Origin of the sequence: Paenibacillus sp. GCM10012306 (assembly GCF_042649265.1) — a bacterium.
Taxonomy (GTDB): domain Bacteria; phylum Bacillota; class Bacilli; order Paenibacillales; family Paenibacillaceae; genus Paenibacillus_AQ.
The window spans coordinates 35,225-53,719 of the sequence record NZ_JBHRYW010000008.1 but is presented as its reverse complement, the minus strand read 5'-3'; the positions used below and the strand labels follow the sequence as shown (position 1 = coordinate 53,719).

The following is an 18,495-nucleotide window of genomic DNA, read 5'->3' as shown; positions in this document are numbered from 1 at the left end:
AGCAGCCTATTCGTCAAGTGGGTTCTTAATCCCGCAAGTTTTCTTATTGATGTGAAGAACCAATTTTCCGATCTCTCGCTGCACCCAAGCCAAAAATAAGGAGCAGCACGGTTGCGCCAACCAGAATCAGAAGCGGCGTTGTCCAGCTATGCGTCACATCATGCAAGTAACCGAAGAGCATCGGACCTGTTGCCGCCAGCAAATAACCGACGGATTGAGCCATACCAGACAACTCTGCCGCCTGATGAGCATCCTTAGTGCGGAGCCCAAAAAACATCATCGCCAGACCAAAAGCGAAGCTACCACCGATCCCCACCAAGATGACCCATAACGCAATTAAATGGACGCTTCCATAGAGTAGACCGAGAATGCCAGACATTATAAAAATAAACGCCATTATAATAAGTGGACGCTGATTAGACATCCGTCCTGCCATAATTGGTACAATAAAAGTAAAGGGAAGCATCGCCAATTGCAGAATCGATAACAACCAGCCGGATTGGCTCGAGCCAATGCCCTGCTGCAGCAGAATCTCTGGCAACCAGGCGATCACCACATAGAACACCATAGATTGCAAACCCATATACAAGGTCACTTGCCAAGCCAAGCCAGAACGCCACAAGCTGGTCTGTTCACCGGCCACCGTATTATTCTGAATCGTACTTGCCCCGTTTTCTTTTCCCTTCCGTTTCCATTGTGGTACCCACATTACAATAGAGATAAAGCTCAGAACGCCCCAAATCCCCAGTGCCCCCCTCCATCCAAGTCCTGCATTAACGGCAAGCGGGATACTGATTCCGGAAGCGATGGCACTCATCAAATTCATCGAAATGGAATATACACCTGTCATCATCCCTAGCCGTGCGGGAAATTCACGTTTGATCAGACTGGGCAACATTACATTGCACACAGCAATAGCCAGCCCAAGCACAATAGTTCCCGCATATAAAGTGATCACCCCAGGAACAGACCTTAATACAATACCAAATGTAAGACAAATCACAGCAGCCATAATCAGCCGTTCCACGCCAAATTTACGACCTAACCGGGGAACCCATGTTGAAAATAAAGCAAACGCAAGCAAGGGCAATGTCGTAATCATCCCTGCCATTGTATTGGAAATCTGTGTGCTGCTGCGAATCAGTCCCACCAAGGGACCTACCGAACTGAGTGGAGTCCGCAGATTGGCCGCGATAAAAATAATTCCTATAATCAAGGTCAAACCCGCTGTGCGCCGGGCAGTTAGACCTGATTCTTTATTCAGTCTTTCATGAAGCTCATTCGATAAAGCCATGCTGTAACCCTCCTAATGTATTGTTAGCTAGATTCTGTAATCTAATGAACCACATAAATTATAATATACTTATAATTAAATAAAGTAAACTATAATATATTTTTAAATAAAATTTAGCATACCAAAAACCCTCTATCCTCAAATAGATAGAAGGTCATTGTGGTTCTTATGATTACGTCACAGCCCCTGAAGACTACAGCTTGTATTTTAAAATAATATGAAGAACTACTTCATCATCCGAGTGGTTAACATAGGAATGCTTACCTTCTGCATTAAAACTGATGGAGTCATATTGATTCAAGTTATGCGCTTCTTCATTCACGTGAATGGTAATGCTCCCGGACATGACGGTGACAATTTCTGTTGAGTATTGGTGATGTGGTTCCGGAAAGTAGGAACTATGCGGCTGCAGATAGGCCCGGCACATCTCAATTTCATTACTGGTGTTCTGAAAGATGGGCTCCACAATCCAGGTTTTCTGTTCACCTGTAATCCTTAAGCCTTGTCCAGCTCGGGATATTTGCGATTTATTCTCTGTTGAGAACAAAGACATGAGCGGAATTGAGAGGCTTTTGGATATTTTCCATAACAGTCCAAGGGTTGGATTGGTCTCACCCCGTTCTATATTTCCAAGGGTCAGCTTACTCACCCCAGATATTTCGGATAGCTCCTCCAGACTCAAGCGCTTCTCTTTACGAAGTTTTTTGAGGCTACCGCCAACCTGTAGAACAATTTGCTTGGGATCATCGGCTTCCATTTGTATTGTTCAACCTCGCTTTCTATTGTACCACTGTGCTGCCTTCCAACTGTTTAAGCGCATAATCTGTGGTCATTGTGATCTTATTCGGGAGATCCTGGATAGGAAACCACTGTACTTCCTCTAACGCATGAGGTTCTTGATTTTGTACATCCCCAGAGACGATCTTAGCCAAAAATGTTGGAGCTACATAGTGAACATCTTCCGATGGAATGATGTGATTCGTCACACACAGTAGTCGTTCAATTTCGATTTCTATTCCTAACTCTTCCCGAATTTCACGTATCACAGCGTTTTCTATTGTCTCCATATAATCGACTTTGCCACCGGGTAAACTCCAATGCCCAGCTTCAGGTGGTTTTTTACGTAACACTAGTAAGATGCGATCATTCTCATCTCTTATAAGCGCGCCTACACCGACTCTTGGCCGTTTTTCTGTTTCCATTACATTTCTCTCCTAATTTCACATTAAGCTTATTATAGCGTATTGCGATACTTAAGCTATATATCAGTACAGGAATACTATATAAATGTTAACGCAAAAAACAGGGTCTTCAAATTACTTAGTAGTAATTCAAAGACCCTAGCACTAACCATTAAAATGACAGTATCGATACAATCATTCTGAGATCTATACTATTTTTGCCCCTCGTTTTTACAAAACTCTTTCTACTTGTGCTCTGTGATGATGATCATGACGTGTCATTTCAACAATAAAATCTTTTAGCACAAAAGGATTTCCATCTACATCATTGTACACATTGGTGAAGGCTTCTTCTGAGATTGCCTGAAGATCTTCCAAAACGGCTTCTCTTGAGGAGATTAGATCAGTAAGAATTTCATCCTTTGTTTTACTTAAAGCCCATTCCCCTGCTTTTCGATTGAATTCTTCGATCTCCTCAGCATTGGATAATCCTAATGGACTATTATGCAAAATGGCGCGAGTAACCTCATTATGAATATACTTGTCCCACAGTACAATATGGCCGACGACCTCCTTTACAGTCCACTTATCCGGACCCAGAGGTGTTAGCCATGACTGTTCTTCATACTTACTAAGATTTTTTGCAAAATTGATCCATTCTCCATACCCTAAAATAACCTCATTTTTCGTGCTCATCGTAAACCTCCTGCATATTTCTCTTACACCCTTTACTGGCTCTTGCCAGTTCACCATCATACTCCTTAAAGTGGACTTTAAGTCAATGTTATTTTTTGCAAGCCAGAAATAATATTCAGGCTTTGGTCTACTATATAAGTTGAACTAAAGATCTTCACGTAAGACTTGATCATCACTGCGGCGAATGTTTGGACTTCCGGTCGCTGTTGTCCACGTATTTCTTTGACTAAACTACTTCTAGCGCTTGAACTCTGGGCACACTACTATACATTACAAAAGCAGTGACTGCCTCATGTGGCTTATACACGAACACCGTATAAAATGCACTTAACTGAGTATGCACTAGGAATTTATTGGGAACTTAAGCTGAGACTGAACTGGGAACTCAACATCTATTCAACGGTTAAAATAACGGCATTTTTGTACCTTATATTGATCGTTTTAGAGTAAAAAAGGAAATTAGGAGCATTTTTGTACCTTATTTCCTCACTTATTCCTCAAAAGGGGATGTATCGTAAGAATTAACATACAAAAATGCCCTTAATTGAACTTTTCCTTCTTTTGTAGATAAATTAAGGTACAAAAATGCTCTTATTTATGTATTCACGAGGCTGGAAGCAAACCGACGTTGAGCCAAGAGCCAGCGAACTCCTCCCATGTCACTCAAAGAATTAGACAGGGGGACGCAGCCGCGAAAGGATTCGGTCAAGCGCTGTCGTTTGGACCTTGACTTCTTGTGCTGTAGTATCCGAGGGGCGGCAGTCGCTTATTTACGCAAGTCTATTTTTCTCCTGTTCGCTCAGGCACCCGCATGTATCCCTAACGAAAATAATCAAATCCAAGCAGGATACCTCTAGTATGGACGAGAATTTGTGAACTTATTAGTGATGTATAACTTATCACTGTCCAGCTATATATCTACTTAATAATAAAATAAAGTTTGACTTAAAGTCGACTTTAAGCCTTAACATTATATTGATGAAATACAGTAACAATGATCAGGAGATTATATTAGTAGCATTCAATTTTATTGAGAGGGGATACGTAAAAATGGAACTAAACGATAAGATTGTCATTGTTGGGGTAACAGGTTACATCGGCGCATGGGTTGCCAAGAAGTTAACAGATATGGGTTATACGCAGATTGTCGGAACATACCGAAATGAAGCAAAAGCACAGCAGCTTCAAACGATGTTGCCAAATATAAACTTTTACAAAGCAACCCTGGGTGATACAGAAAATTGGCGTGAAGTGTTAAATGGAGCAAAGTGGATTTTTAATCAGGGGAGTGCCTCCAGTCCAAACGACAAAACGTTTAAAGATAGGGGCCACACGAAAGAAAAAGGAATCCGCATGCTCTTACAAATGGCTGTTGATACAGGCACTGTCAAAAAGATCGTACACACCACCGCAGAGTCAACCATTGCTTATGGCAACGATGATCTATCAAAAACGACGTTTACTGAGGATGACTGGACCAATGAAAACAGGGAAGGCTTGTTCGACCACAACATGGTTTCAAAAACAATGGAAGAAAAAGCAGCCTGGTCGTTTATCCGCTCCCCTGAAAATACAACGAACATAATCATGACCACGATCCACCCTACGCATGTTATGGGACCAAGCTTTGTGCCTTGGCACAATGATATGATTTATGCCATGCTTCGCGGCGATAGAGCTATGGCAGATTCGCAGCTGTATGGGGTTGATGTGCGCGACGCAGCGGCAATGAATATTGCGTTGATGAAATCGACTGAAGCGAATGGGACGCGTCATTTCGCCTCTGCATTTAAATCAACTTACTCTACCCTTATGGATTTGATTAAAAAGCATTTTACAGATGAGCAGATTAAAGCCGTGTTAGGTCATGCTGCCCGGATTATCCCTGGCGAAGACGCCGCAGATTTATTGAGCTATTGTCATTCAACGTCATATTATCAAGATATGGTACCTCGCATGTTAAACCGTGTAGTGTACAAGACTAACTACCCTGAAGTGTATGCTTATGAGTATACAGAACCGAGTGCTACAGTCATACAAGCCATGGAAAAGATGTTGCAGGATAAAAACAGAGGATAACATGTTATCGCAAAAAAAGTGTAGCCCCCCCATTGGGAAAGGCTACACTTTTTTTATCATTACTTGGGAAAAATCATCATAAATAGATCGGTTCTAATAGTGAGAAGCTACTCATCTGGGACGACATTATCCATAATCCAGCTATCCAGCTATCCAGTTTCTCAGACCCGAAGAAAAAATTATTGTGCCTTAATTTTTCTCTATTATAACAAGTGAATAAACCGTACCCCCGGCTTCACCTCCAGACATGGCACTCTGGCTGACCACTTTCCATCCCCCTTCTAACAGTTGATTCAATTCAGTCAGGTTATTCCTTTTCTCGTTAAAATAATGAACAACAAAAGCCTTTTGCATGAAATACTTCCCTCCTAAAAAGCTTAAATATTTTTTTCAAAGTGCCTCTTTTTCTGTTCTAAGCGGTTATGCATTCATTTCGACATTAAGCTGATCAAGACCTCTATTCCTTGCGTTTCCGGATAGTGAATAGGGCCTCTCGTCTAGCTCCTCCTCTATTCATGCTATAATAATCTTCATAATTTCATTCGTTTTTTCTCCACCTGTCCTTTATCTCAGCCCTGTAAGATGACTTACATCGGCATATGAAAAAGGAGAATTACAGATGGATAAGAAAATAATGAGTGCAGTATTGTTAGCGTTTTGTTTGATCTGGTTAGGATGGGGAATCGTTTGGTCTGGATGGAACGGGCAGATTCCTGCACAAACTATAAATGGTTGGGAAAATAACAGATTAATTGCCCACGCTTTGGGCGGAATACAAGGATCGAGTTATACGAACTCCTATGATGCATTTATAACGAACTACAATAAAGGATACCGCCTGTTCGAAACAGATCTTTTGCTAACAACAGACGGTGAGCTTGCCGCTAGACATGACTGGTCCAAAAGACTACAGCCAGATCTGTCTGGCCAGACTGGTCATTCCTTAACTAGTTCGCAATTTGAAAGCTCTCTTATAGACGGCAAATTCCGCCCCCTCCTATTTAAAGATATTCTTCATTTAATGGTGAAATATCCTGATTTCTATCTGATTACAGATACGAAGGAAATGAACAAACAGAAGATTCAGCAGCAATTTTCTACTTTAGTGGAACAAGCGAGGAAGGTTGACGCCTCTCTCCTGAATCGAATTATTCCTGAAATCTATAGTCCGGAAATGTACGATACCGTCATGAACATCTATCCTTTTCCCAATAAAATCTATTCCCTGTATCAATCCGGGGCATCTGCAGCAAGCATTGTGAATTTTGTAAAGGAAAAACAAATTTCAGTGGTGGCAATGCCCACCTACCGTGTTCTTATAAATCCTAATCTGGTTTATGCATTAAACCAACTCAATGTACAAAGCTACGTCCATACCGTTAATAATCCGGGCGTTATGAAATTAATGTCTCAACTAGGCGTACACGGGTATTACACAGATTTAGAAACACCCCCAAACACGCTGGAGGATACATTTTCCAAGCCTGCTAAGCTGGTTTTCGGGAAATACATCCAGGAAGTACTGGGAACGATAAGTAGTATAATAATGAAGGTGGCAACATAATGGCGATTAATAATATTCTTATTGTGGATGATGAATTGGAAATCAGAGAAGCGCTGGTCATTTATTTGAAAAGCGATAGTGTGGATGTGTTTACAGCGTCCAATGGGTTAGAAGCGCTTGAAATATTGGAACAAGAAACCATTCATCTCATTATCATGGATGTCATGATGCCACAGATGGATGGCATTAAAGCAACATTCAAAATTCGTGAAAATAAAAATATACCGATTATTCTGCTCTCCGCCAAATCGGAAGCGAACGACAAAATCATAGGGCTTAATGTAGGCGCTGATGATTACGTTACCAAACCGTTCGACCCGCTGGAACTGATCGCAAGAGTCCGGTCCCAGCTCAGAAGGTTTACCAATTTGGGATCTTTTCAAATGAGTGAAGGCGAGGAGATTCTCCAGGTACGGGGGCTTGTCCTGAACAAAACTTCAAAAACTGTAGAAGTAGACGGCGAAGACGTTCGGCTCACGCCTAAGGAATATAAAATTCTGGAGCTGCTGATGGAGAACAAAGGAAGAGTCTTTTCCATTGTAGAAATCTACGAGAGCGTGTGGAATGAGCCTATTTTTGCCTCTGATAATACGGTCGCTGTACACGTACGAAACATTCGCGAGAAAATTGAGATTAATCCCAAGGATCCGAAATATTTAAAGGTGGTGTGGGGAATTGGGTACAAAATCGAGAAAAAATAACGGGATTAGTGCTTTATCTCTTGATCTCCGGGTCATATTAGGTACGGCGATTTTATGGATCGTGGTTCAACTAATTGATCGATTCATCGGGTGGTTTTACTGGAGTCCTCTTCTATTTAGCCTGTTCAACTATGTTTTAGCTGCTATTATTATCCTGATTCTTGCAGGCAAAGGCTACTTCTTTTTTGGTAAAAATGCTCCGAAACAGGTCAGTATGGTATCTATTTACTTGGACCTTCTCAGGAAGTATGCTCAAGTCTGGAAAGGCATTTCGGTAGATAACCGAATTACACTGAAATTGGTTGTTTTATTCCTTTTAACAGCGATTGCAGGTATTTCTGTGTGGCGAATCATTAGCTATTCCCCATTTTATGAATTGTTTATCTGGATACCTTATCTCGTTTTGTATATTTTGATTGTCATTCCGCACAGTCTACACAAGGTTATTCAGTTGATGCAGATTGTTAACGGCACGAAGGAAATTGCCCAAGGCAACATTCAATCTACAATCCCAGTTCAAGGAGAAGGCGTATTTCCCAGACTGGCAGGATACATTAACAACATGAAGATCGGCTATCAAAATGCCCTGGAGGATCAAATCAGAAGCGAGCGTTTAAAAACGGAGCTGATTACAAATGTATCGCATGACTTGAAGACTCCATTAACATCTATTATCAACTACATTGATTTGTTAAAAAAAGAACAGCTTGAGTCGGATAGAGCCACTTCCTACGTTGATATTCTGGACCGCAAAGCTCTTCGGCTTAAACTATTAATTGAAGACCTGTTTGAAGTGTCTAAAATGAGCAGTGGCACCGTTGAACTGGATATTCAAACGATCGATGTAGCAACATTATTAACACAAGCGATTGCCGAATTCAGCAGTAACTTGGGCACCTCTCTTGAAGTAAGAGAAAAAATAGCCAAACCCCATATCTATGCCGAATTGGACGGTAATAAAATCTGGCGGGTATTTGAAAACCTGATTGGGAACGCCAAAAAATACTCTCTTCCAGGTACAAGAATTTACATTTACCTTGATGAATCTGAACATCGTGTTCTGCTTAAAATCCAAAACACAGCTTCTTATGAAATTGATTTTCCCGCTGACGAGTTATTTGAACGCTTCAAAAGAGCGGATGAGTCACGTCAAACTGAAGGTTCCGGGCTTGGTCTGGCTATTGTGAAAAGCATTATTGACCTGCACGGCGGTGAGATCAGAATCGAAATCCATGGCGATCAGTTTAACGTTCTTCTTGAGCTACCCAAAACGAGATTATAAAAACAGTAAGCCCCTTCACTTCCACGAGAAGTTGAAGGTTTTTTTTCGTTCTTAGATATTAAAAAAATCTTCAAACAAACTTTAGATTTCCCCTTATTTGATCTTTATTTTTATTGCTTATGATGGAGGCATCAACAAGAAAGAAGGATAACACTATGCACAGAAACCTCCATGACGCCTTACTATTTTTTTATAAATTTCTTCGTATGCCTATGCAGGTCGGCAGCATTACTCCAAGCTCAGCTTATCTGGCCAAAAAAATGATAGAGTACGTACCCTGGCAACAAGCCACGGCAATTGCCGAGCTTGGGGCTGGCAGCGGCGCGATTACGCAGTACATAGCGTCCGCTAAGTCAAGACACACGCAAGTTCTTTTATTTGAGAAAGATGCTGAACTCCGGCAAAAACTGACTGAGAGATACCCAGGATTTCTGTGTTATCCCGATGCAAGACATATGGATATTGCCCTACACCAACAAGGACTCCAAGACGAGAAGTTGGATTGTATCTTAAGTGGCCTGCCGTTTTTTAATTTCCCTCAGCAGCTACGTGACATTCTAATGGAACAGATTAGTACGGCACTGAAGCCCGGTGGACTGTTCATTGCGTTTCAATATTCCCAGCAAATGAGAAAGCAACTGCACCAGCAATTTGAGATAGAGCATGTACATTTCGTACCACTCAATATGCCTCCTGCCTTCGTCTACGTCTGCGTAAGAAGCCCTCTCCCCTTCCCGCAGACTCACATCTTTTTTTACAAAAGGAGCGATCTGTAAATGAACTATGACACGCTTGTATCGCTTATTGGACAGTTTGGCTATGCTGCTCTATTCCTTGCCCTATGGTTCGGGATTATCGGTCTACCGATCCCCGACGAAGTCATAGTCATGACCGGCGGCAGCGTTACCTCAAACGGTATGCTCCATATGTTTCCTGCCTTCATTGTTACCTACTTGGGAGTCATCTCGGGACTATCGCTTGGTTATGTACTTGGCCGCCTGCTGGGGGCCCCTGTACTGGATAAGCTTCGACGTAAAAAGAAGATGGATAAGTACCTTTCATCCTCGGAAAAATTGATACAGAAGTACGGCAGCTTCTCGCTCTGCATCGGTTACTTTTTCCCGGTCATCCGGCATGTCCTCCCCTATCTTATGGGTCTCAATAAAATGTCGTCCCCTCGCTACGCCTTACTCTCTTACACAACCGGGCTGATATGGACGACGATTTTTTTCATGCTGGGACGGAGTGTAGGTAGCCATGTCGAGGAAATTGGTCATTTACTTTACCGGGACGGAATTTGGGTGCTATCGGCGCTACTTGTTGCTCTAACCCTGTATCTCATCATGCGTGTTACTTTTACAAAACGAAAGAAAGTAACAAAAAATGTTGAAGGTTAAAGACCAAGGATGACATGTTAACGCAAAAAAAGTGTAGCCTACCTATTGTGGAAGAATACACTCTTTTTTGCTCGCCCATTAATACTGCTCTGATTTTGTCAGCTTCTTACCAATGAAATGTAGCAACCTAAGGAATGGGAAAAAGAATATGATAACAACTAAAGCGGAGTATACAATATCGGGGAACACTAACAAATGGTTGCGTATGAAGTAATCTATGCTTAGAACACCATAAGGAAGAAGGAGAACAACACTCGTTACAACGCCTGGTGTCCATCTTCTTAAATATAACGACACTCCGATATGAAAGAAGGCATGCAGAAACAATCCTAGACTTAACACAATGTAAAGAAGGAAAAATTCATACTCATAGGCCAAAAAGGTGGCTATCGAAAAGATAACAAATAGGACGCCAACAGCTGCTGAGAATTGTGGGGCTGTGAGAGCTGACATTTTTCCCACCCTTGATCGGAGGGCATTAGGAACCTTTTTCAAAATATCTTCTCTATTTCTGTGAAGCCAACCTGGGATCGGAATGATTTCTTCAAAATCATGAAGCATAAAAATAATTGGTAGCAGCCACAAAATACTAGTGTCACTAATAAAATTATTCATTTGCTTATCCCTTCCTTACGTTATTAGGTTCTTATTACATTAATTCCGAATACACAAAAAAACTTCTTGAATCGTCATAAGACACAATCAAGAAGTTCTTCGTTGTAATGCGGTCGAGAGGACTCGAACCTCCACAGTATTGCTACCACACGGACCTGAACCGTGCGCGTCTGCCAATTCCGCCACGACCGCAAATTATGTACTGGCGATCATCACCGCCTGTACATAAGACTATACTCGCTTTTCAGGCAGAATGCAAGGATTTTTTTATTAAACGGGATAAATAATAGCAGGCCCATCATACAGGTGATCACTTCGGTAACCGTCATCGACCAGATAACACCGTGTAGTCCAAACAGGGAATGTAACAGAATAATGACCGGTATATACAAGACACCTTGTGTGATGGACATAATCATCGTGGGCAGGCCTTGACCTGTGGCTTGAAACACACTTGTGAACAAACCTGTAAAACCATTAAACAATGCGGATATGAGCATCGCTACTACAATATAGGTCCCTACTTTCAGCACCTCTGGATCATTGGAGAAGAAATGGATAACAGGCTCTCTGAAGAGATACACCAAGCCCACGAATAATATCGACATTCCGCCAATATAGAGCGAAGCATAGGTAAACCCTGTTTTGAATCTGCTAATATTTTTACTGGAATAATTATAAGCGAAGAATGGAATCAGGCCTAGGAACAATCCCATGGCGAGGAACTCCGGCACCTGGGCAATCCGTAGCGCCAGACCGAAACCGGCAACAACGCTGTCTCCATACAGTATGGAATAGTTATTGAGCAAAAGTGTGCTGACAATAAGGAAGCCAGCTTGCAACAGCTCGGATAACCCGATCTTGTAGATTTCCAACTGATCCTGAATGGAGATTTTAAAAGACTTCAGGAACCCTCGCAGATACTCGCTCTTCTTTTCCAAGTAATAGATATAATACAGCACGGACCCCACATTAGCCAAAACCATTGCCAGCGCCGCTCCGGCTACATGCCATTTCAGCACCAGTATAAATAACGGGTCGAAGATCAGGCTCAGCGCCGTACTAATGAATATGCCATACATTGATTCCTTGGAGGCCCCTTCAGACCGTACCAACTGCTCCAAAGCAAAATTAAGAACAACGACGAACCCTCCGGCAAAAAGAGTCAAGACATAAATTTTGGTATAGGCCAGAGTAGCAGCATCCGCACCAAGTAATTGAATAATGGGATTCACCAGCAGAAAAGCTAGGAATGCAATCAGCAATCCGGCGATGATACTACTATAGAAGGTATAGCCAGCAATTCTCTTCCCCTTCTCCATCTCTTTCTCCCCGGCCAAGCGTGTAACAAAGGTTCCTCCGCCTACTCCGAATACATTACCAATGGCCATCAACACGGTGAAAATCGGCAGGCCCAGGGTGATGGCTGACAGCATGCTTGTGTTATGCAGCAAGCCGATAAAATAAGCGTTAATCACGTTGTAAATCGTACCGACCGACATCCCGATCATCATGGGAATGGATAAATGGGTGATCGCTTTACGGACAGGTGCAGCTTCGAGATAATATTGATTATTCTCCATTTCATTCTCTTCCTTCTTAATAAGGTATTTAACTGTTAGAATTCTATCTTTATTCATAATATAATTGTTAGAATTTGAATTGTCAATCGTCTAACTATAAATAAAAAAAGCCCGTATACGCCTCTATGACGTGCCTACGGACTTTCTCCATGCCTTGCTTAAGCAGACTATGGATTGTTTATGTTATTGGTTTTCTCTGCTGCTTTGACGATGAAGGTCCCTGTGTAATTCTTGGTGGGGATTTCTATCTCATACGTACCCGGCTGAGGATTGCTGAGTAGCAAGATGTTCTCTCCCTCTTTCAGCTCTACGTTAAAATTCAAATCCTTCGAAACGAGCGTTAGCCCTGTTCCTACAGACCCTTTGACATTAACGATGGCCTTGATCATTTTGGCGGCAATAAATTCAGTAGTCTTAGGAGTAATCCCTGCTTCTGATACCTCAATCGTCGCCACCTGCATATCGTTCTCCTCATCCAATACTGCGGTCTGCGATATGGGCTGACCAATAGAACCTACAGCAATTCGGTCATATTGCAATAGCAGCCCTGCCACGACAATGATCGTAGCTGCTGCTAACAAAATGGTGCTTGCATAGGTAGGCTTGCCTACTGTTTTCTTGGACGTGTTTGCTTTCTTCGCTTTCGGACGCGGCTTGTTGATCAATGCATCGCCTATTTTTTGCACGAGGAAGGAACACAGAATGAACAGAACGACCCCAGACAAAACAACTCGTCCTGAAGTAAAGAATAAGCTTCCCAGCACGGTCCCTAATGTACCGCCGATGACACCAGAAAGGATACTATTAATCACAGATTGCCAGCCAAAAGGGAATCCTAGAGCCGCTCCCGCAACAGCGGACAGCAATGCGCAGATCAGTATGGATAGCACTAGCCCGTAATCAAAGGTTTGGGCCCCGATCACTCCGGCTGCAAGTCCTGCAAGAAGAGCAAAAAGCGAAGCTAGTATCATGCCGCTCTTCCCAGTCAGCCCACTCTTTCTTTGCACCAAAAAATAAATATGGTAAAGCGTAATTAGCAGAATTAACACTAGACCGCCTGTATTCAGCAGCATAACACATTCACTCCATCTTTAATCTATTCTTGCACTATAGACTCACAGCTTAGAGGCAAAATCCCAGTCTGGATAAATATAAGGAATCTCTGGTCCAGTCGAAGGGCTGATATCCGTGACCATGATTTTTATTTCAGTCTGACCATGATGGGTTGTCTTATCAATGGTTCCTGTGAGCTCCACCCATGTGTCATTGGCAAAATTGCTTGCTTCCTCACTCTCGGCAACAATTCCGTAAGGAGTAATATCGGCGATACAATGCGTCATAGCCATTCTATTAATGATAAACTGGTTCCCTTGTAATTCATCTTCCCGAGAGATAAAGCCTTTGATCTTAATCGTCTTGCCTTCAAAGTTATCCGCAAAAGAATTCAGCGCCTGCAGCCTCTCGATAAACCACTGTTCCTTCATCTCAATGATATCTTGCTGATACAAGAGCATGCCCAACTTGGCATAATCCCGGTTGTACTTGTCCGACTTAAACCGTTCCTTTATTTCTGGAGATTCCGATCCGGCAAGCCCAGCCAAATCCTCAGGGATACTACTGCTGGTAGCTGTTCCCTCTAGTTGAAAGCCTCCATTCTTAATAAGAGAGCCGGCAAAAGCCTGACTAGGCAAAAATGCACCCAGCATTAGCGGCAAAATGAATAGACCATACATGATCACATTTTTCAAGAGTGATTTGGACGGCTCATGGCTATGCCCATGATGATCATGCTCATGATCGTGATGATGACTATGATCGTGGCCATGGTCATGATCATGAGCACAACTACAAGCAATCACAGGCTGAGTACGGGAGCGAATTAGAACGTAAAGTTGAAAAAGGGTGAACAGGAATAGACCAGCAGCAGCGAGCTCCGTGTATTTTACCAGATGTGGTGCGATATAAAGCAGAATTTCACCCGTGAGAGCCAGATAAATCATGTAACCGGTGAATCCCATAAGGATAAGCAGTTTTAATGAATCATGTACCAACATGCGTGTTTTTCCCAATTCGGATCCCTCTTTCTATTACAGCAACAGTTTCTCAAGCAGCCAAGTGCCTGCATAGACGAACACAACCACCAATGCGCTATATACGACCACAAACCGAGATTTGAAAACGGCTGTCATCATCAGTACACCCTTCAAATTTAGCATTGGACCAAGCACCATAAATGCAACCAATGCTCCCCCGGAGAAGCTAGTCGTGAACGATTGGGCCACAAATGCATCCGATGTCGAACAAAGTGAAAGCAAGAAGCCCAGCCCCATCATTAGTAAGTTCGCACTTCCCTGTCCATGGCCTAATGCCGCCAGGCTCTCTTTAGGAACGAATGTCTGTAGCAGGCTAACCAATAATGCGCCGAACATCAAATATTTACCCATATCAAAAAACTCGCTGATCGAATGGTGCATGACCTCCAATAGCCGTTTCCTAAAAGAAGAACGCGCAACTAAAGTATTACCTTCCGAATGAGCATGATGGCTGTGACTTCCATGTGAAGAAGCGCCACTGTGTCGCAACTGATCTGGATGAACAAAACGATAGACAATCAATCCTAATACAAGGGCTACCAGAAAAGCTAGTCCCATACGGGAATATGCGAGTTCCGGTCGGTTGCGAAACGCCGTAAATGTCGACCAGAAAACGATTGGATTCAAAATAGGCCCTACCGCAATAAACGTAGTCGCGACATATAATGGCATCCCTTTCTGAATTAAACGACGAACCGCGGGCACCATCCCGCATTCGCAAATAGGAAAAATGATACCGATCACGCTTGCTGTGATGATTCCTAAAACTGGATTGCGGGGAATCATTCGCTTAATCGTCCCCTCTGATACAAAAACCTCCAGCAGCGCTGAAATAATCACCCCGATGAGAATAAACGGCATCGCTTCGATAATAATGCTGACAAACATCATTTTAAATAACTGTAGCTTGGCGTTTTGCAGCAGCGCTCCAGGCTCTTGGGTAGAAAAGAAATAGAGAATGAGCATCGTCACCAATGAGAGTCCCAGCACGATATAACTATTCCACCTGGATGACTTATTTCGCATTACCGTCTCTTGCACTATAGCTTCACCTTTTTTCGTTCATGAATTAGAAGAACAAACGTTGAACCAGCCAAATACCACCGAGTGCAAAGGCCAGTGTTGAGCATCCCAGTACCGCCCGTCTCGAATATTTCCAACGATGCAGCAGTGCCAGAAGCGGCAAAAGGATAGCGACCAAAATCAGTTGAACGGTCTCAATACCAAGGTTGAAACTAACTAAATCAACGGCAAGCTCACTTTTTACAAGGTCCATTTCTTTAAGAATATCAGCAAAGCCCATCCCGTGAATGAGTCCAAACAGGAAGGTCAATACCCAGCGGTAGCTGACACGCTCACGGACCATGTTATCAACAGCAACAAAACAAATGCTAAGCGCGATCGCCGGCTCCACAATAATGGAAGGAACATTGATGATGCCAAGCACGGTCAAGGTTAAAGTAATACTGTGTGCAACGGTGAAGGCAGTGATCATCGCTGCATACTGCTTAAAGGTTTGTCTGGCGATCAGTAGCGAGAACAGGAACAATAGATGATCATAACCAGACAAGATGTGGTTCATACCCAGTTTGAAAAACGATACCCAACCAGAAACCGACTGCTCAGCATCTTCGTCAGTTGTCTGTCCCGCTGAGGATGAATTGTCGGCAACACTAGACTGTACCTGTTCGCCATCCTGCTGCAAATTTGCATACTCTGTGTCAGTGAGCTGCATTGCCCATACCCGGCTGCTGCCGGATAAAGCTGCGGTGCTCTTTTGTTGACCATAATTGATCGTGATCAGATCCACATAGTTCTCAGTAGCCTTATTATTCATGTACAACCGATCTGTCAAAGATATCGACTGAGCCGGCGACACCGCTGGAAATTTTAATTTGATGATGGCTTTCGTGGCATCACCTTTACGATCCATGACCATACTTTCCACTTGTGTCCAAGCCTGTGGCTCGTTATTTATTTTCAAAGTGATATCCTGCTCAAGTAACTTGAGGAATTGATCTTTGATAGCTTCGAATTCCTGTTCATCCAGCATTCCATTTCCATCTGTATCGCCACCAGCCAGCTCGATCACGGACAGCTCATCAATTGAATAAGTCATTTCAGTGTAGGATTTGGTCAGATTAAGCGTAGTATAGCTGGCACTATACGCATGTGCATCGGCTTGCTGATTAAACGGAAGTATTAGCAGTAATATTAATGCGAAACAGATGAATAATTGACGTGCTCTTTGAAGCCTGGGCATGATTTTCCTCCTCTTAAATAAACAGGATGCCATTCAAAAGAAGGGCATCCTGCTTTCCATCCTGTGCCTCTATAAAAATTAGTTGTTCAGCAGATTATAGATGACTTGCGCCGCTTCGGCACGGGTTGTGATTCCTTTCGGATCAAACTTGCCAGCCGCGCGTCCTTGAATCAGCTTGTTCGCTGAGGCCGCATTAACAAATGGTACGGCCCAAGCAGAGATTTTAGCCTCGTCGGTAAATGAAGTAGGATTATTCACGGTTACTTGACCATGAACCACTTCATATCCCCGCATCAACATGGTCACCATTTCCTCACGGGTAATTTGTGCATTGGCATCGAAGAGGGTCTGGGTCTTGCCTTGGACAATGCCCGCTTTGACAGCGATCGCTACTGCCTCGGCATACCAATCGCCGTCCTTCACATCTGTGAATGCCAAGGTTCCTTTATCCGTAAGATGGAGCGCCCGGATCAGCATCGCAGTGAATTCGGCACGAGTAACCTTACGTTCCGGCTCCAATGTGCTGTCGCTGGTTCCGTTCACCAGTTGTTTAGCTGCAAGCTCTTTAATCACGTCTGCCGCCCAATGTCCTGCCGGAACATCCACGAATGACTTGGTATATTCCAGAACGGCATATTTACTAAAGTGAGTAAGCTTGGCTGTCATATACCCGTTGGCATAAGTGCCTCCCACATACTCAATTGATCCGCCATCAGAAATGTAGAAGATTCCTGCCAGCTTAGGATTCGTATCTGCCGCAACCTTCAGCTGGATCGTAATTGGCTGATCGAATTTCGACAGATTAATCGACTGGCCGCTTGCTGTCTGAATCGAAAGAGTCAGCTCATAGATATCGCTGCTCAGTTTCAGGCCTGCATGGGCTGTTTGACTGCTGCCGTTGATTATGCTGACTGCTGTTTCATTACTCAAAGGCGACAGCTTCAACGTAACCGTACTGTTCTGCTGCTCTTCTGTCGACAGCTTGCTGAACAGCTGCTTCAGCAGCTCAGACGGAACGGTTAACGTAATTGCGTCAGATTTGATTTGCAACGCATTTTGCTTAATCAGATCTGCTGTATTTCCTGGAAGACTTATTTCCGTCGTTTTCGCGGGAACTTCGACGGTCGTAACCCCGTTTGCACTATTGTTTAGGTCAGCGGAGGATACTTTGTAGCTGGAGTTAGCGCCAGAACCATTGTCAACAACATTACCAGGAGTGGTATTGCCGCTTGATCCATTAGAGCCACTGCCATTGCTTCCTGTACCTGGGTTGCTGCCTTTACTATCTTTATCTCCGCCGGAAGTGTCCAGTTTAGTGACCGTCACTTCGCTCGTTGCTTCGAATTTACCATCTTCAGTTGTTACTTTGATGGTGGCTGTTCCTTCCGCAATAGCAGTAACTTTACCGCTGGCATTTACGGTTGCTACTTCAGCATTGCTGGTGCTCCATTTTACAGCCTTATTACTTGCCGTATCAGGAGTTACGGTCGCCTTAAGCTCGTCGCTTTCTCCAACCTTCAGATTCAGCGTTGCTTTATCCAGCGTCACACCCGTTACTGGTGTATTTTCTCCACTGGAATCTTTCGGTGATACCGTTACTTCGCTTGTTGCTTCCAATTTACCATCTTCAGTTGTTACTTTGATGGTTGCTGTTCCTTCCGCAATAGCAGTAACTTTACCGCTGGCATTTACGGTTGCTACTTCAGCATTGCTGGTGCTCCATTTTACAGCCTTATTACTTGCCGTA

The 18,495-nt window shown here is 43.2% G+C and carries 18 protein-coding genes and 1 tRNA gene; 6 read left to right on the top strand and 13 right to left on the bottom strand.

The genetic code is table 11. From position 1 onward, the window contains the following. Nucleotides 1-43: 43 nt before the first annotated feature. From ACFORK_RS17850 to ACFORK_RS17835, 4 genes are all read right to left on the bottom strand, one after another. A complete protein-coding gene (locus ACFORK_RS17850; protein ID WP_379201364.1) occupies nucleotides 44-1,294 on the bottom strand; it encodes a CynX/NimT family MFS transporter in 1,251 nt (416 codons plus the stop codon). A gap of 193 nt (nucleotides 1,295-1,487) precedes the next feature. Next, nucleotides 1,488-2,051, bottom strand: coding sequence for a helix-turn-helix domain-containing protein (locus tag ACFORK_RS17845; protein WP_379201362.1), 564 nt, complete (start codon nucleotides 2,049-2,051; stop codon nucleotides 1,488-1,490). Between the two features lie 22 nt (nucleotides 2,052-2,073). Next, a complete protein-coding gene (locus ACFORK_RS17840) occupies nucleotides 2,074-2,496 on the bottom strand; it encodes an NUDIX domain-containing protein (protein ID WP_379201360.1) in 423 nt (140 codons plus the stop codon). 210 nt (nucleotides 2,497-2,706) lie between these two features. Next, nucleotides 2,707-3,171, bottom strand: a complete 465-nt coding sequence (locus tag ACFORK_RS17835; RefSeq protein ID WP_379201358.1) for a DinB family protein — start codon at nucleotides 3,169-3,171, stop codon at nucleotides 2,707-2,709. Nucleotides 3,172-4,221: 1,050 nt separating this feature from the next. Here ACFORK_RS17835 and ACFORK_RS17830 point away from each other — a divergent pair. Further along, a complete protein-coding gene (locus ACFORK_RS17830) occupies nucleotides 4,222-5,250 on the top strand; it encodes an NAD-dependent epimerase/dehydratase family protein (protein ID WP_379201356.1) in 1,029 nt (342 codons plus the stop codon). Nucleotides 5,251-5,439: 189 nt separating this feature from the next. Here ACFORK_RS17830 and ACFORK_RS17825 read toward each other — a convergent pair whose 3' ends face one another. Beyond that, nucleotides 5,440-5,604 (bottom strand): hypothetical protein, encoded by a 165-nt coding sequence (locus tag ACFORK_RS17825; RefSeq protein WP_379201354.1) that lies wholly within the window; start codon nucleotides 5,602-5,604, stop codon nucleotides 5,440-5,442. Between the two features lie 265 nt (nucleotides 5,605-5,869). Here ACFORK_RS17825 and ACFORK_RS17820 point away from each other — a divergent pair, with 265 nt between their 5' ends. From ACFORK_RS17820 to ACFORK_RS17800, 5 genes are all read left to right on the top strand, one after another. Then, nucleotides 5,870-6,814 carry a phosphatidylinositol-specific phospholipase C/glycerophosphodiester phosphodiesterase family protein gene (locus ACFORK_RS17820; RefSeq protein ID WP_379201352.1) on the top strand — a complete coding sequence of 315 codons (945 nt, stop codon included), beginning with the start codon at nucleotides 5,870-5,872 and terminating at the stop codon, nucleotides 6,812-6,814. Then, complete coding sequence (locus ACFORK_RS17815; RefSeq protein WP_379201350.1) at nucleotides 6,814-7,515, top strand: response regulator transcription factor; 702 nt, start codon at nucleotides 6,814-6,816, stop codon at nucleotides 7,513-7,515. The genes ACFORK_RS17820 and ACFORK_RS17815 overlap by 1 nt, the downstream gene beginning before the upstream one ends. Next, the gene (locus ACFORK_RS17810) at nucleotides 7,490-8,797 is read left to right on the top strand and encodes a sensor histidine kinase (protein WP_379201348.1); all 1,308 of its coding nucleotides are present in this window, start codon (nucleotides 7,490-7,492) and stop codon (nucleotides 8,795-8,797) included. The genes ACFORK_RS17815 and ACFORK_RS17810 overlap by 26 nt, the downstream gene beginning before the upstream one ends. A 155-nt stretch (nucleotides 8,798-8,952) precedes the next feature. Continuing rightward, nucleotides 8,953-9,573 carry a class I SAM-dependent methyltransferase gene (locus ACFORK_RS17805; RefSeq protein ID WP_379201345.1) on the top strand — a complete coding sequence of 207 codons (621 nt, stop codon included), beginning with the start codon at nucleotides 8,953-8,955 and terminating at the stop codon, nucleotides 9,571-9,573. After that, nucleotides 9,574-10,194, top strand: coding sequence for a DedA family protein (locus tag ACFORK_RS17800; protein ID WP_379201343.1), 621 nt, complete (start codon nucleotides 9,574-9,576; stop codon nucleotides 10,192-10,194). Nucleotides 10,195-10,272: 78 nt separating this feature from the next. Here the strand turns inward: ACFORK_RS17800 and ACFORK_RS17795 are convergent, their stop codons facing one another. The 8 genes from ACFORK_RS17795 to ACFORK_RS17760 all read right to left on the bottom strand — a co-directional run. Then, nucleotides 10,273-10,809 (bottom strand): HXXEE domain-containing protein, encoded by a 537-nt coding sequence (locus ACFORK_RS17795; protein ID WP_379201341.1) that lies wholly within the window; start codon nucleotides 10,807-10,809, stop codon nucleotides 10,273-10,275. A gap of 108 nt (nucleotides 10,810-10,917) precedes the next feature. Then, nucleotides 10,918-11,001 (bottom strand) — tRNA-Leu (locus ACFORK_RS17790). Nucleotides 11,002-11,021: 20 nt separating this feature from the next. After that, nucleotides 11,022-12,392: an MATE family efflux transporter gene (locus tag ACFORK_RS17785; protein ID WP_379201875.1), complete on the bottom strand. Its 1,371-nt coding sequence runs from the start codon at nucleotides 12,390-12,392 to the stop codon at nucleotides 11,022-11,024. A 167-nt stretch (nucleotides 12,393-12,559) separates the two neighbouring features. Next, a complete protein-coding gene (locus ACFORK_RS17780) occupies nucleotides 12,560-13,465 on the bottom strand; it encodes a cupredoxin domain-containing protein (protein WP_379201339.1) in 906 nt (301 codons plus the stop codon). A 42-nt stretch (nucleotides 13,466-13,507) separates the two neighbouring features. Then, nucleotides 13,508-14,446: a TIGR03943 family putative permease subunit gene (locus tag ACFORK_RS17775; RefSeq protein WP_379201336.1), complete on the bottom strand. Its 939-nt coding sequence runs from the start codon at nucleotides 14,444-14,446 to the stop codon at nucleotides 13,508-13,510. Nucleotides 14,447-14,479: 33 nt separating this feature from the next. Continuing rightward, the gene (locus ACFORK_RS17770; RefSeq protein WP_379201334.1) at nucleotides 14,480-15,511 is read right to left on the bottom strand and encodes a permease; all 1,032 of its coding nucleotides are present in this window, start codon (nucleotides 15,509-15,511) and stop codon (nucleotides 14,480-14,482) included. A gap of 43 nt (nucleotides 15,512-15,554) precedes the next feature. Further along, nucleotides 15,555-16,748, bottom strand: coding sequence for a HupE/UreJ family protein (locus ACFORK_RS17765; RefSeq protein ID WP_379201332.1), 1,194 nt, complete (start codon nucleotides 16,746-16,748; stop codon nucleotides 15,555-15,557). A 78-nt stretch (nucleotides 16,749-16,826) separates the two neighbouring features. Beyond that, the coding region (locus ACFORK_RS17760; protein ID WP_379201330.1) for an S-layer homology domain-containing protein at nucleotides 16,827-18,495 on the bottom strand (1,669 nt) is incomplete at its 5' end.

Excerpts from the sequence above, each read along its gene's own strand:
- ACFORK_RS17850 (WP_379201364.1), bottom strand. The coding sequence starts at position 1,294 with ATGGCTTTATCGAATGAGCTTCATGAAAGACTGAATAAAGAATCAGGT.
- ACFORK_RS17845 (WP_379201362.1), bottom strand. The coding sequence starts at position 2,051 with ATGGAAGCCGATGATCCCAAGCAAATTGTTCTACAGGTTGGCGGTAGC.
- ACFORK_RS17840 (WP_379201360.1), bottom strand. The coding sequence starts at position 2,496 with ATGGAAACAGAAAAACGGCCAAGAGTCGGTGTAGGCGCGCTTATAAGA.
- ACFORK_RS17835 (WP_379201358.1), bottom strand. The coding sequence starts at position 3,171 with ATGAGCACGAAAAATGAGGTTATTTTAGGGTATGGAGAATGGATCAAT.
- ACFORK_RS17830 (WP_379201356.1), top strand. The coding sequence starts at position 4,222 with ATGGAACTAAACGATAAGATTGTCATTGTTGGGGTAACAGGTTACATC.
- ACFORK_RS17825 (WP_379201354.1), bottom strand. The coding sequence starts at position 5,604 with ATGCAAAAGGCTTTTGTTGTTCATTATTTTAACGAGAAAAGGAATAAC.
- ACFORK_RS17820 (WP_379201352.1), top strand. The coding sequence starts at position 5,870 with ATGGATAAGAAAATAATGAGTGCAGTATTGTTAGCGTTTTGTTTGATC.
- ACFORK_RS17815 (WP_379201350.1), top strand. The coding sequence starts at position 6,814 with ATGGCGATTAATAATATTCTTATTGTGGATGATGAATTGGAAATCAGA.
- ACFORK_RS17805 (WP_379201345.1), top strand. The coding sequence starts at position 8,953 with ATGCACAGAAACCTCCATGACGCCTTACTATTTTTTTATAAATTTCTT.
- ACFORK_RS17800 (WP_379201343.1), top strand. The coding sequence starts at position 9,574 with ATGAACTATGACACGCTTGTATCGCTTATTGGACAGTTTGGCTATGCT.
- ACFORK_RS17795 (WP_379201341.1), bottom strand. The coding sequence starts at position 10,809 with ATGAATAATTTTATTAGTGACACTAGTATTTTGTGGCTGCTACCAATT.
- ACFORK_RS17785 (WP_379201875.1), bottom strand. The coding sequence starts at position 12,392 with ATGGAGAATAATCAATATTATCTCGAAGCTGCACCTGTCCGTAAAGCG.
- ACFORK_RS17780 (WP_379201339.1), bottom strand. The coding sequence starts at position 13,465 with ATGCTGCTGAATACAGGCGGTCTAGTGTTAATTCTGCTAATTACGCTT.
- ACFORK_RS17775 (WP_379201336.1), bottom strand. The coding sequence starts at position 14,446 with ATGTTGGTACATGATTCATTAAAACTGCTTATCCTTATGGGATTCACC.
- ACFORK_RS17770 (WP_379201334.1), bottom strand. The coding sequence starts at position 15,511 with ATGCGAAATAAGTCATCCAGGTGGAATAGTTATATCGTGCTGGGACTC.
- ACFORK_RS17765 (WP_379201332.1), bottom strand. The coding sequence starts at position 16,748 with ATGCCCAGGCTTCAAAGAGCACGTCAATTATTCATCTGTTTCGCATTA.